The sequence below is a fragment of the Paenibacillus sp. sgz302148 genome (assembly GCF_056120465.1).
This window is the reverse complement of the sequence record NZ_JBVYOJ010000011.1, coordinates 129,136-142,054: the sequence shown is the minus strand read 5'-3', so window position 1 is coordinate 142,054 and position 12,919 is coordinate 129,136. Positions and strand designations below refer to the sequence as shown.

The 12,919-nt window shown below is 53.6% G+C and carries 11 protein-coding genes and 1 riboswitch; of the genes, 3 read left to right on the top strand and 8 right to left on the bottom strand.

Going from position 1 to position 12,919, the window contains the following annotated elements; genetic code table 11:
• Positions 1–11 precede the first annotated feature (11 nt).
• Entirely contained in the window at positions 12–1,355 is a 1,344-nt protein-coding gene (locus tag AC0LWM_RS17795) for a TrkH family potassium uptake protein (RefSeq protein WP_474676319.1), read from the bottom strand.
• A gap of 70 nt (positions 1,356–1,425) precedes the next feature.
• Positions 1,426–1,560, bottom strand: a riboswitch (cyclic di-AMP (ydaO/yuaA leader).
• 225 nt (positions 1,561–1,785) lie between these two features.
• Between AC0LWM_RS17795 and AC0LWM_RS17790 the strand changes: the two genes are divergently transcribed.
• The gene (locus AC0LWM_RS17790; protein WP_474676318.1) at positions 1,786–3,453 is read left to right on the top strand and encodes a CPBP family intramembrane glutamic endopeptidase; all 1,668 of its coding nucleotides are present in this window, start codon (positions 1,786–1,788) and stop codon (positions 3,451–3,453) included.
• Here AC0LWM_RS17790 and uvrC read toward each other — a convergent pair.
• Together uvrC and trxA are read right to left on the bottom strand one after the other, a co-directional pair.
• Entirely contained in the window at positions 3,413–5,497 is a 2,085-nt protein-coding gene (gene uvrC, locus AC0LWM_RS17785) for an excinuclease ABC subunit UvrC (protein ID WP_474676317.1), read from the bottom strand. The two genes, AC0LWM_RS17790 and uvrC, sit on opposite strands and share 41 nt — an antisense overlap.
• Positions 5,498–5,673: 176 nt before the next feature.
• A complete protein-coding gene (gene trxA / locus AC0LWM_RS17780) occupies positions 5,674–5,991 on the bottom strand; it encodes a thioredoxin (protein WP_474676316.1) in 318 nt (105 codons plus the stop codon).
• Between the two features lie 223 nt (positions 5,992–6,214).
• Between trxA and AC0LWM_RS17775 the strand changes: the two genes are divergently transcribed.
• On the top strand, positions 6,215–6,364 hold the full coding sequence (locus AC0LWM_RS17775) for a YqzM family protein (protein WP_474676315.1): 150 nt from the start codon (positions 6,215–6,217) through the stop codon (positions 6,362–6,364).
• Positions 6,365–6,439: 75 nt separating this feature from the next.
• On the opposite strand, the gene AC0LWM_RS17770 is transcribed toward AC0LWM_RS17775, so the two are convergent.
• The 4 genes from AC0LWM_RS17770 to AC0LWM_RS17755 form a co-directional block, all read right to left on the bottom strand.
• Positions 6,440–6,649: a YezD family protein gene (locus AC0LWM_RS17770; RefSeq protein WP_474676314.1), complete on the bottom strand. Its 210-nt coding sequence runs from the start codon at positions 6,647–6,649 to the stop codon at positions 6,440–6,442.
• A 128-nt stretch (positions 6,650–6,777) separates the two neighbouring features.
• Positions 6,778–7,665 carry a sulfate ABC transporter permease subunit CysW gene (cysW, locus tag AC0LWM_RS17765; RefSeq protein WP_474676313.1) on the bottom strand — a complete coding sequence of 296 codons (888 nt, stop codon included), beginning with the start codon at positions 7,663–7,665 and terminating at the stop codon, positions 6,778–6,780.
• A gap of 33 nt (positions 7,666–7,698) precedes the next feature.
• Complete coding sequence (gene cysT / locus AC0LWM_RS17760; RefSeq protein WP_474676312.1) at positions 7,699–8,532, bottom strand: sulfate ABC transporter permease subunit CysT; 834 nt, start codon at positions 8,530–8,532, stop codon at positions 7,699–7,701.
• Between the two features lie 21 nt (positions 8,533–8,553).
• On the bottom strand, positions 8,554–9,642 hold the full coding sequence (locus AC0LWM_RS17755; protein ID WP_474676311.1) for a sulfate ABC transporter substrate-binding protein: 1,089 nt from the start codon (positions 9,640–9,642) through the stop codon (positions 8,554–8,556).
• Between the two features lie 496 nt (positions 9,643–10,138).
• Here AC0LWM_RS17755 and AC0LWM_RS17750 point away from each other — a divergent pair, with 496 nt between their 5' ends.
• The gene (locus AC0LWM_RS17750) at positions 10,139–11,173 is read left to right on the top strand and encodes a sulfate ABC transporter substrate-binding protein (RefSeq protein WP_474676310.1); all 1,035 of its coding nucleotides are present in this window, start codon (positions 10,139–10,141) and stop codon (positions 11,171–11,173) included.
• A 146-nt stretch (positions 11,174–11,319) separates the two neighbouring features.
• On the opposite strand, the gene serS is transcribed toward AC0LWM_RS17750, so the two are convergent.
• Complete coding sequence (gene serS / locus AC0LWM_RS17745) at positions 11,320–12,666, bottom strand: serine--tRNA ligase (RefSeq protein ID WP_474676309.1); 1,347 nt, start codon at positions 12,664–12,666, stop codon at positions 11,320–11,322.
• Between the last annotated feature and the right edge of the window lie 253 nt (positions 12,667–12,919).

Here is a 12,919-nt window from a genome sequence, read left to right as displayed (position 1 = left end):
GCGAATTCTCCTTATCCAATAATAATTTTTCCTTCCGGGTGACGGTACAATTCTTTTTCTGTTTTTGGCTGAAGCGCATAAGCAAGCGTCAACGGCCCTAACCGCCCGGCAAACATCATGAGTGCAATGCATATTTTTCCGAACACCGTCAAATGGATCGTCAGTCCCATCGTCAAGCCGACCGTACCGAACGCCGACGTCGTTTCGAATAATATCATGAGAAAATTGTGGTCCTCCGTCGTCGACAATACCATCGAAACGATGACGACGAGGGATAATGCGAGTAACGTAATCGTCAATGCTTTAAAAATCCGGTCCTTCGCCAGCCGGTATTGGAACAGCACGATGTCTTCCTTCCCGCGAATCATCGCGATAACCGCCCCGATCAGCGTCGTAAAGGTTGTCGTCTTGATCCCGCCCCCGGTGGAGCCCGGCGATGCGCCGATGAACATGAGTATAATCATAAAAAATTGCGATGCCTGACGCATGGAACCGATATCGAGCGTATTGGCTCCGGCCGTACGAGGAGTAACCGACTGGAAAAACGAGCCTAATATTTTGCCGGCCCAATTTAAGCTGCCGAGCGTCTTCGGATTCGAGTATTCGAAAATAAAAATAACGACGGCGCCGAATACGATCAGAAAAGCGGTCATGGACAATACGACCTTCGAATGCAGCGACAACCGGCGATGTTTGCGGTATTCAATGATATCCGACATGACGATGAAACCGATCCCGCCAAGGACGATCAATCCCATGGCCACCACGTTGACGACAAAATCGTCGACAAACGGCATCAAGCTTCCGAAATTGCCGAACAAGTCGAAGCCGGCATTGTTGAACATGGAGACGGCATGGAAAATGCCGTAATAAATCGCCTTTCCCGGCGACATATCGAACGACCAGCGCGTCGCAAAAATTACGGCAGCTGCTCCTTCGATGGCAAGCGAATAAATAATCACTTTGCGAATCAGCCTGACGATGCCTTCCATACTGTTCTGGTTCATCGCTTCCTGCAGAATCAGCCGGTCGCGCAGCGATATCTTCTTGCGGAGCATAATCGCGAACAGCGTCGCCATCGTCATGAAGCCGAGTCCGCCTACCTGTATCAGCAGCATGATGACGACCTGGCCGAACATCGTAAAGTGCGTCCCCGTGTCGACAACGACAAGTCCGGTTACGCACGTAGCCGAAGTTGCGGTAAACAACGCGTCGATGAACGGGAGCGATTGCCCGTCCGTTGACGCCACCGGCAGCGATAACAAGACCGCGCCGATCAGAATAATGAGAGCAAATCCGGTAGCCAGGATTTGCGGCGGCGTAAGCCGGGGCAGCTTCGACTTCGTGTTTTTCAAATTCAATTCCACCTTTTTGCAAAATACAAAAAAACGACACGGGAAGCCCATGCCGTTTTTAATGGTTGAGTTATCCTGTCGCAAAGCCTACGAGGTTAGCTGACGGATTCGGGTACTACAGTTACCCTATTTGCCTTGTTCGGCAAAATTCACCCCAATTACATGGTTCCCCCGTTTTCGGTAAGAAATTCGGCTTCTATTCAATTTCAAATCGTTTCGTATCACTTTCAAAATAATTTCATTCCCGATTATAATCCCTGTACGGCAGAATCACAAAGTCGTTTTTTTGCGAAATCGGCTTGAATTCAGTTGAATTCGCCGATTTTGACTCATCCGGGACGTTGTTTGTTCGGCGTATGGATATTTATCCTGCATCTATGTTATTTTATAGAAATATAAGTGAAAATTATCGAGGAAAAGAGGGTATCCATTGACCGAGTTACGTTCTCATGTTCCCTACACCAAGCTCATCATACTCGCAGTCATCAGCGTCGTATTATTTATCGCCATCCAAATCGCCCCATCTCTCATGCTTTCTTCCGATGGGCCGGGAAACGTGATCAGCAAGGAACGAGCTTCGGACATTAGCCGGGAGTATATCGCCAAGACGTTCGGCGAAGAAACCGAAATCACCAATGTTACATACCAGACGTTCGCCGACATCACCGGTTATTTCGAGAAACATAACTTTACCAAAGCTTATCATCAGAAATATGAAACGAAATATCCCGTCGATTATTATCTCGTTGAAGCGAAGTCCACCCAAAGCGAGTCGTTGTACGCCATTCGGCTGCATATGACCAAAGGAACCGTCGTCGGTTGGACGAAAACGCCGAAAGTCGAGCCTGCGGCCGGCATGCCGGATAGTTCGCAAGTCGATGCCGCGAAGCAGTTTGCAGCCGGACAAGGCTATGATATCGACAAGCTGGCTCTGGATGATAAGCGGTCTTCCAAGGGAGAAGTGGTGCTTCAGGATAAGGACGTAGCGTTCGGCGATTCCGTCCTGCTGCTCCGGATCGGCGTGGCGCAAAGCACGGTCAATGCGTTCCTGCCCGAATTCTCGGTTCCTCAAGACCAACTGAACTATGTCAATCAGCAGAAAAATATCGGCCAGTGGCTGTATTACGCCGGATTCACTCTGTTTTCCATTGTGCTCGGAATCGCCGCACTCGTCTATATGATCGTCCGGCGCAAGGATGTCCACTTCAAACGCGGTATTTTGCTGTCGATCCTCTTTTTTGTCATTTATTGCATCAATATCGTCAACATGTATCCTTGGCTCATTTCGCAATACGGCAACAAAGCCGCCGTTATGATCGGGATTTTTATTACGTGCCTCTATATGGCTCTCCTGGCCGGCATCATCTACATATCGCTCGCCGCCGGGGATCAAATGTGGCGTTCCGTCGGTTTTCGTTCCTGGGCGCGCTGGCGCGAGCCTGGATTCGGCAGCCATATGATACAGGCGATCAAGCTAGGGTACTTATTCGGATTGATCGTTCTGGGGGCGCAATCCGTCGTCTTCTTCGTAGAAGACAAAGTGCTCCATATGTGGATGACCGGTTATCCCGATTCGTCGCCGTACAACATGCTGTGGCCTTGGCTGTTTCCGCTTGCGGCATGGTGCGCCGCCATTCAAGAGGAAGCCGTCTACCGGATGTTCGGCACCGTATTTTTCAAAAAAATATTCCGTAACACGTTCGTCGCCGTCCTGGTATCCAACTTCATCTGGGCGACCGGCCATGCGCTGTATCCGGTGTACCCGATGTATTCGCGCGTCATCGAGCTGACGCTGCTCGGCTTTATATTCAGCTTCGTCTACTTGCGCTACGGGTTTATTGCCGCCGTTATGATGCATGCGGTCATGGACAGCATCCTGATGGGCATCTCCATGTTCGGGCTCGGCACCGGATTTGATGTCGTGATGGGCGTCGTATACATGCTGCTGCCGGGAGTCGTGGGATTAGGACTTGCTTTCCTGCATGCAAAATTTTGGAAAGCGCCGAAAACGCCGGAGAGGCCGGCGCCTTCTCCGGAACAGGAAGAAGCTCCGCAGCTTAATCCTGCGGAGCCTGATTTTCCCGGAGCGCGGATATAATTTGCTCCGCTAGTTTTTCACCGATTTTGAGAGGCTTGAAGTCTTCGACTGAGGCCTCTCTTATTTTTTTGATCGAGCCAAAATGCTTGAGCAGCTGCTTCCTTCGCTTCTCGCCGATTCCCGGTATCGCGTCGAGCTGGGAGACGGTCATCGACTTGGCCCGGGTTTCGCGGTGGAACGTAATCGCGAAGCGGTGGACCTCCTCCTGAATCCGCTGCAGCAAATAAAATTCCTGGCTGTCCCTCGGCAGCGGCACCGTTTCCGGTGGATCGCCGATCATGAGCTGCGCCGTCTTATGCTTGTCGTCCTTAACGAGGCCGCAGACGGTAAGGTAAAGCCCCAGCTCGTTCTCCAGCACGTCGACCGCCGCGGAAATTTGACCTTTGCCTCCGTCCACGACGATCAAATCCGGCAGCGGCAGGTTTTCCTTGAGCACCCGTTCATACCGGCGGCGAATGACCTCCCGCATCGTTTCGTAATCGTCCGGGCCTTGCACGGTTTTGATTTTATATTTACGGTACTCCTTGCGGTCAGGCTTGCCGTCCGTAAAAACGACCATCGCCGACACCGGGTCCGTCCCTTGGATGTTGGAGTTATCGAACGCCTCGATCCGGTGCGGCGTTCCCGTCCCGATCCAGCTGCCGAGGTTCTCGACCGCCTTCACGGTACGCTCCGCATCGCGCTCGATCAGCCGGAATTTCTCGTCCAGCGCCACGCGCGCGTTGTCGATCGCCATATCGACGGCTTTCCGCTTCAAACCGCGCTGCGGCATGTGCACCTTCACCTTCAGCCACGATTGGAGCATGCCGCGTACATCCGTTTTTTCGCCGGCTTCGGACTCGTCCTGATCGGCGCCCTCCGCCTCCGCCTCCGCCGGCAATTCCGATTCTGAGGCTTTCGTAGCCGCCGGAGCTTGGTCGGCTTCTGCCGGCTCAAGAATTTGATCGGGTTCCGGCGATTCCGGAGCGATGGCGACGGCAACGGCAGCTGCCGCAGGCAGCGGGGTTTCGGTCGCACCGGACGGCTGTACATTCTCCGCTGCTTGCTGCTCTGCTGACCCGTTTTCCAGACGGGCGTCCGCCGGGATGAAAATTTCTTTCGGCAGCGCCGGATTATCGCTGTAATACTGCGTCACGAACGTAATAAAGTCATCGTATTCGTCGCCGTAATACGGGAATACCGATGCGTGGCGCTCGATCATTTTACCCTGGCGCATATAGAGAATTTGCACGCACATCCAGCCTTTATCGACCGCGTAACCGAATACGTCGCGATCCAGCGCGTCGTTCATCGTAATCTTCTGCTTCTCCATGACCGCATCGATATTGATGATTTGATCGCGGAATTCTTTGGCCCGCTCGAAGTTAAGCTCTTCGGCGGCCTCCTGCATTTTTCGCGTCAGCTCGCGTTTGATTTCGTCATGCCCGCCGTTCAGAAATCGGCTGATCTCCTGCACCATCTGGTCGTATTGCGCCGTCTCCACCTCGAATTCGCAAGGTGCGATGCACTGCCCGAGATGGTAATACAGGCATACTTTGTCCGGCAGCGTTTTGCACTTGCGCAGCGGATACAACCGGTCGAGCAGCTTCTTCGTCTGCTGGGCGGCGAATGCGTTCGGGTATGGGCCGAAATATTTAGCCTTATCCTTAATGATTTTGCGCGTCACTTCGAGGCGCGGATGGCGCTCGTTCGTGATTTTGATATACGGAAACGATTTGTCGTCCTTCAGCAGAACGTTGTATCGCGGATGATACTGCTTGATCAGATTGCACTCCAGAATCAAGGCTTCCATGTTGCTTGCGGTAACGATATATTCAAAATCGCAAATTTCGGCGACGAGCCTTTGGGTTTTGCCCCCGTGGCTGCCCGTAAAGTACGACCTGACGCGGTTTTTCAGGACCTTCGCCTTGCCGACGTAAATGATCGTCCCTTCGTTATTTTTCATCAAATAACAACCGGGCTTATCCGGCAGCAGCGACAGCTTATGACGGATCGTTTCCTGCACTTTATCGCTGCGGCTGCCATAATCTTGCTCCGACATCATGCTTTCCCCTCTTCCACATGCTTTGAGCTTATTGTATCATACGAACCGATGTGCGTAACAGGCGAACACGGCTGGAAGGTCAACCAAACGTCCCGTGCATGCCAAAAACCGTGTATGCAAAAAGGCTCTCCTTCAGCATAGAGCCGAGGGAGAGCCTTGAACGAAGCGATATCCGATTACACGTGGCGGGTAACGACGTTCTTAAGCGCGTCTTTGGAATTGAAACCAACGACTTTGTCGACCGGTTGGCCGTCTTTGAACACGATCAGCGTCGGGATGCTCATGACGCCGAAACGAGCTGCGGATTCCGGATTGTCGTCTACGTTCACCTTCGCGATTTTCACTTGATCGCCGATTTCTTGGTCAAGCTCTTCCAGAACCGGAGCAATCATCTTGCAAGGGCCGCACCAAGGCGCCCAAAAATCGACTAAAACCGTTCCTTGGCTTTCGACTTCCGCTTGGAACGATTGATCGGATACATTAACAATAGCCATGTTTATAACCTCCTATTGAACACACGTATATTTCACTGTCAACAAGTAAAGTATACCACAAAGCCGAAAAATATGCGAAGACCAGCCTTCAAATGTCTTACAATTGTCACTTTCGGATGCTTTACAACGAAGCCGGAAGTTAGTTATACTATAGAGTAATTAGGTAAACCCTACAATAGAACGGCATTCGACGGGGGATGTCACTTGAATTTAGGAGGCTATTATGGAAACGAACGCAAAAGACCCAAGACAGCATATTAACGAAGAGCCGCGCGACGATTTCGGCGATTTGATGATGGGCTTCGGCGGCATGGCAGGTTTCATGCTTCTTATTGCCATTATCGCGACGGTAATCGCCCTTTTCGTAAAATAAATCCACATCATAAACGTTAGCCCTCGAGCTTCCAGCCGGAAGAACGAGGGCTTTGTTTATTGGGCCGAGAGACGTTTATTTGGAAACGCGCAGGTTTCTAGCCTCCGCTTCGCGCTGCCGGATCACTGCGGGCGCCTGGTTGTCGAACCGCTTCCGTTCCGTCCGGTCAATCTGTACGATTTTGCCGTCATGTACCGTAATTTGCACCGTTCCGTATTCTAATCCGTTTACGCTCGCGATAATTCGATTTAACCAAACCTCATCCAATTCCAGCGGTTTCGACATCCGAACAACCTCCTATATTGAAAAATGATTGCATTCCAAATTAAATAATTGTATTCCCATAATAATAGTCGGATTTATAGATAAAATTATGATAGCATCCTTTCGGAGCTATCGTCAATCGGCAATTCTCACGCCTCGTCCGCCGAGGAATGATCGCGCTGCTTCCACTCCACGATGCTCTTTACGATCAACGTGACGACCGCCAGCATAACAAGCAGCGATGCTACCGCAAATGCAGCCGAAAATTGATATTCGTTATACAATATTTCGATATGCAGCGGCAGCGTGTTCGTTTCGCCGCGAATGTGCCCGGACACGACCGACACGGCGCCGAATTCGCCCATGGCACGGGCGTTGCACAAAATGACGCCGTATAAAAGGCCCCACTTGATATTCGGCAGCGTCACACGCCAGAAGATGCGCCAGCCGGACGCGCCGAGCGTCACTGCCGCTTCTTCTTCCTGCGTTCCCTGTGAATCCATCAGCGGAATCAGCTCGCGGGCGACAAACGGGAACGTGACGAAGATGGTCGCCAGCACGAGTCCCGGCAGGGCGAACACGATCTGGATGTCGTGCTCGTCGAGCCAAGGGCCGAGCAGCCCTTGCGCGCCGAACAACAGCACGTAGATCAAACCGGAGATGACCGGCGAGACGGCAAAGGGCAAATCGATCAGCGTGAGCAGCACGTTTTTGCCGCGGAAACGGAATTTGGCGATCGCCCAAGCGGCCGCCAGGCCGAACACCGTATTGAGCGGTACCGCGATCAACGCGACGATCAAGGTCAAATATAGCGCGGACAGCGCATCCGGCTCCGTAATGGCTGCGATGTAGACCTCGTAGCCTTGCTTCAGCGCTTCCACGATAACGGATGCCAGCGGCAGCAGGACGACCAGTCCGAGAAACAAAAGCGCGATTCCGATCAATATCCACCGGATGAAGGGCGCTTCCGTCAAATGATGCTGTTTTGAAGGCAATCGAGCCGTCGCAGGCAGCTTCGTCGAAACATATCCGGCCATAATAGAATAATCCCCTCCTTTTGGGTGGTTGAATTAACGAACTGCGAGACGCTTGTTCATTCGCCATTGCAAGAAGTTGATGAGCAGCAGCAAAATAAACGAAATGATCAGCATGACCAAAGCAATCGCCGTCGCCCCGGCGTAGTCGTATTGCTCCAGCTTCGTCATGATGAGCAGCGGAGCGATCTCCGTTTTGAGCGGCATGTTGCCGGAGATGAACACAACCGAGCCGTATTCCCCGATGCCGCGCGCGAAGGCGAGCGCAAAGCCGGTGAGCAGCGGCGGCAGCAGCTCCGGAAGGATGACGGAGCGGAACGTTCGCCAACGGTAGGCGCCAAGCATCGTCGCCGCTTCCTCGACCTCCTGCTCCAGATCGTGCAGCACCGGCTGTACGGTGCGCACGACAAAGGGGAGGCCGATGAATACGAGGGCGATAACGATGCCGATCGGCGTATAGGCGACTTTGATGCCAAGCGGCTCCAGCAGGCTGCCGATCCAGCCGGTCGGCGCGTAAATCGCCGTCAGGGCGATCCCCGCTACCGCCGTCGGCAGGGCAAACGGCAGGTCGACGAGGCCGTCGATCAGCTTCTTGCCGAAAAACCGGTAGCGGACAAGCACCCAAGCGAGCAGCAGGCCGAACACCGCATTGATGAGCGCCGCGGCGAAGGCGGTCAGGAAGCTGATCCGGTAAGAGGCGAGAACGCGCTCGCTCGCAATCGTCGCCCAGAACTGCTCCCAGCTTAAGCCCGCGGTTTTGACGATCAATCCGCCGAGCGGAATCATAACGATGATGCTTAAATATAAAATCGTGTAGCCCAGCGACAGCCCGAATCCGGGGAGCACGCGGTGCGGCTTTAGCTTTTTCATTGGCTGCTCACTCCACCCCGGTTATTTGCCTGGCGTATAAATCTGATCGAAGATGCCGCCGTCGGCGAAGTGCTTTCTCTGCGCCTCCTGCCAACCGCCAAAGTCGTTATCGATGGACAGCATTCGAATGTCCGGGAACTGCTCCTTGTATTGCTCCAGCACCGAGGCAAGTCGCGGACGGTAATATTCCTTCGCGGCGAGCTGCTGTGCTTCTTCGGTATATAAGTAGTCCAAATACGCCTCCGCCGCTTCGCGCGTGCCGTGATTGTCGACGACTTTATCTACGACGGCGACCGGCGGTTCGGCCAAAATGCTGAGCGAAGGGTATACGATCTCGAATTTGTCCTTGCCAAGCTCGTTAATGGACAACAGCGCTTCGTTCTCCCAGGCGATCAGGACGTCGCCGATGCCGCGTTCCACGAACGTCGTCGTTGATCCGCGTGCGCCGGAATCAAGCACCGGCACGTTTTTGAACAGCTGGCTGACGAACTCTTTCGCTTTTGCTTCGTCTTGATTGTTTTGCTCGAGCGCATAACCCCACGCGGCCAAGTAGTTCCAACGGGCGCCGCCGGACGTTTTCGGATTCGGCGTGATGACCTGAACGCCTTCGCGGATCAGGTCGTTCCAGTCTTTGATCCCCTTCGGATTGCCTTTGCGCACGAGGAACACGATCGTTGACGTGTAGGGCGAGCTGTTGTTTTCGAGCTTTTGCTGCCAGCCCTCGTTAATAAGTCCCTTCTCCTGAATCGCATCGATATCGTATCCGAGCGCCAGCGTTACAACATCGGCCTTGAGTCCGTCGATAACGGCGCGGCTTTGCTTGCCCGACCCGCCGTGAGATTGCTTGATCGTGACCGTCTGTCCCGTCTTGTCTTTCCAATACGATGCGAACAATTTGTTAAAAGCTTCATAGAATTCCCTCGTCGGATCGTAGGAAACGTTCAGCAGCTCGACAGGCTTGCTGTAATCGGTTTTCGTTTCCCCGGCGTTGCCTAAATTCGTCGTTTCTCCTGCGCCCTCGCCTTGCGCTCCGGTGCTTTTGCCGCATCCCGTGACCACCGCCGCCGCCAAAGCAAAGACCAGTACGAACAAAACCAGCTTGTTCTTCATCTTGCATCATTCTCCCCTCGTGGAATAGAATTTCAACCGACAGTGGAAGGCTGGCGACCGCAAGGATAAACGGCTTGCGCTGCCTTAACGGCATTGGCGCCTCGTTTACCATTGAAGATAAGATCGTTGCCGTTTATAACGGATACCGTCTTATACAAAAAAGACAACCTGAAGAAGAATGAAGTACGCGTGTCGTCGTCGACATACGTTCCATCGGTTCCTTCCTCCGGTTGTCCGGTAGGCCATCTCATATTATTCCAACTGTTTTAATCGGATTTGATAATCGTATTGTAGCAAAGCGTACAAAAATTTGTCAACATAAAAATTCATAGTTGACAGGTCGGATTAGTGTGATTTATAGTTATCGCATTGCAGTACGAAGCACCGACTGGATGACCAGAGGTCTCATATCCGTAGAAGCGCACCTACACGCGCGGCGGACGATGAGGCCTCTCTTTTTTTACACATTACACAAACTTTAAAGGAGTCGATTGTCATGAAGAAAAAATGGAGTCAATGGTTCACCGTCTTATCGCTTATTATCGCTTTATCCGTCACCTCGTCAGTCACCGCATTCGCCGAAGCGAAAAAAGCGCAGCCCAAAAACGTAGAGCTGCTCAACGTTTCCTATGATCCGACCCGCGAGCTGTACGTCGATTTCAACAAAGCGTTCGCCGCCTATTGGAAGAAAAAAACCGGCCAAACCGTCACGATCAAACAATCGCACGGCGGTTCCGGCAAGCAAGCCCGCTCCGTTATCGACGGTTTGCAAGCCGATGTCGTGACGCTGGCGCTTGGCTATGACGTCAGCGCAGTCGAAAAGGCCGGACTGATCAAAGCCGGCTGGGAGAAGCGCCTGGCTCACAACAGCTCGCCCTACACATCGACGATCGTATTCCTCGTCCGCAAGGGCAATCCGAAAAAAATCAAAGACTGGAACGACTTGATCCGTGAAGGCGTTCAAGTCATTACGCCGAATCCGAAAACGTCCGGCGGCGCGCGCTGGAACTATTTGGCCGCATGGGGTTATGCGCTTAAGCATAACAACAACAGCGAAGACAAGGCCAAGGAGTTCGTAGCCAGCCTGTTCAAAAACGTGCCGGTGCTCGATTCCGGTGCACGCGGATCAACGACGACGTTCGTGGAACGCGGCATCGGCGACGTCCTGATCGCCTGGGAGAACGAAGCTTACCTGGCGCTCAAGGAAAACGCCGGCAAATTCGAAATCGTCACGCCGTCGCTGAGCATCTTGGCTGAACCTCCGGTCGCCGTCGTCACCAAAAACGTGGAAAAGCACAAAACACGCGAAGTAGCCGCAGCTTATCTGGACTATCTGTATACGGAAGAAGGGCAACGCATCGTCGCCAAAAATTTCTACCGCCCGACGAATGCAAAAGTGGCCAAAGAGTTCGGAAAGCAGTTCCCTAAGCTCGACCTGATCACGATTCGCGATTTCGGCGGCTGGGATAAAGCGCAGACGACGCATTTCAACGATAACGGCATCTTCGATCAAATTTACCAAGGGCAATAAACTGGTAGCCTAAAGGACGATGCTGCCATCTCGAACATCCGCCTTCTTAAGCATAAAAAACCATGCCCGAGCCAAATTTGCTCGGGCATGGTTTTTTTGTGCGGATTAAATCCAGTGGTGCCTGTATGCCATTCATGTTGCCCGGATTAAGGCGTCAGCTCCTCCAGCCCGTTCATGTACTTCCGCAGCGCAGGCGGGATATATACCGAACCGTCGGCCCGCTGGTGGTTCTCCAGCAGCGGAATAAGGATACGCGGCGTCGCGACAGCCGTATTGTTCAGCGTATAGCAATATTGCAGCTGGCCGTCCTCGTCCCGATACCTGATGTTCGAACGTCGCGCCTGAAAATCGAGCAAGAGCGACGACGAGTGAGTTTCCCCATAGCTGCCGCGGCTTGGCATCCATGTTTCGATGTCGTACTGCTTGTAATTTTTGAGCGACAAGTCGCCGGTACAGACGGCTACGAGGCGATACGGCAGCTCCAGCAGCCGCATGAGCTCCTCCGCGTTTGCGGTAATCTCCCGCATCATTTGCTCCGCGACCGAAAGATTGTTCTTGCATAGGATGACCTGCTCCACCTTGGCGAACTGATGGACGCGATATAGCCCTCTTACATCGCGTCCGGCCGAACCGGCTTCCTTGCGGTAGCAGTTTGATACGGCGGCAAGCCGGATCGGCTCGCTCACGTCAACGATTTCATCGCTGTAATATGCGACTAGCGGCACCTCGGCCGTTCCTGCAAGCCATCCTCCGCCGCCGGTCAGCTCATACGTCTGATCGCGGCCTTGCGGGAAAAACCCTGTGCGCATAAGCGCTTCTTCGCGTACGATCAGCGGAACGTCCATCACCGTATACCGCCGCTCGGCAAGCAGGTCGATCGCGAGCTGCTGTACCGCCCGGTGCAGATACAATCCCGCCCCGGTCAGGAAGTAGTTCCTCGTCCCCGCAACCTTCACGCCGCGAAGCATATCGAACAGCTTCATCGCTTCGCCAAGCGCAACGTGATCCTTAGCTTCAAAGTCGAACTCAGGCGGCTTGCCAATCCGCTTCAGCTCTACATTGTCCGCATCCGAATCGCCGACCGGCGTATCGTCCGACACGATATTCGGCACATTCTCCATCAGCTCCCGATAAGCCGTTTCCGTCGCCGCTAGCTGCTGTTCCCGTTCCGCCAGCTCGCCGTTCACCCGCTTCGCCTGCTCTTTGACCCGCGCCACAGCATCCGTCGTAACGGTCCCCTCCGTCGATTCTGCTGCCTCGTCTCCTTTCACCGGTTCCGCTCCACGGCCCGTTTCCCTCGCCTCCCGCATCAATTGCGGAATAAGCTGAGACAGCCGGTTCCGTTCCTGCCGCAGCCCTTCAACCTCGGCGAGCAGCTTGCGCCGCTTCTCGTCCACGCGCAGAAGGCCGGCAATATCCACGGCGATTTTTTTGCGATCCGCGGTGTACTGAAGCAGCTCCGCGTTCGCCCGAATAAACTTGATGTCCAACATGTTAGGTGCTCCCTTCGAATTTCGTTCGATAACAAGACAAAAAGCGCCCTCATCCGATTGGGACGAGGAGCGCTTCGCTCGCGGTGCCACCCAACTTGGCCGTACGCACGAACATGCGCAGCAGCCCACTTGGTTCCACGATAACGGCGCGGGGCCGGTCTATTTAGGGAGCCTGATCATGCCGAAGCTTCGGGCAGGGCTCTGGTCATAAACGCCTCCGAGTTGGATGCTCTTCATTGGCGTAATCACGTTC

Bases quoted from the DNA above. Each gene is read 5' to 3' on its own strand.
- uvrC (WP_474676317.1), bottom strand. From the start codon at position 5,497: ATGATGTCGGAGCAAGATTATGGCAGCCGCAGCGATAAAGTGCAGGAA.
- trxA (WP_474676316.1), bottom strand. From the start codon at position 5,991: ATGGCTATTGTTAATGTATCCGATCAATCGTTCCAAGCGGAAGTCGAA.
- AC0LWM_RS17775 (WP_474676315.1), top strand. From the start codon at position 6,215: ATGGAAACGAACGCAAAAGACCCAAGACAGCATATTAACGAAGAGCCG.
- AC0LWM_RS17770 (WP_474676314.1), bottom strand. From the start codon at position 6,649: ATGTCGAAACCGCTGGAATTGGATGAGGTTTGGTTAAATCGAATTATC.
- cysW (WP_474676313.1), bottom strand. From the start codon at position 7,665: ATGGCCGGATATGTTTCGACGAAGCTGCCTGCGACGGCTCGATTGCCT.
- cysT (WP_474676312.1), bottom strand. From the start codon at position 8,532: ATGAAAAAGCTAAAGCCGCACCGCGTGCTCCCCGGATTCGGGCTGTCG.
- AC0LWM_RS17755 (WP_474676311.1), bottom strand. From the start codon at position 9,642: ATGAAGAACAAGCTGGTTTTGTTCGTACTGGTCTTTGCTTTGGCGGCG.
- AC0LWM_RS17750 (WP_474676310.1), top strand. From the start codon at position 10,139: ATGAAGAAAAAATGGAGTCAATGGTTCACCGTCTTATCGCTTATTATC.
- serS (WP_474676309.1), bottom strand. From the start codon at position 12,666: ATGTTGGACATCAAGTTTATTCGGGCGAACGCGGAGCTGCTTCAGTAC.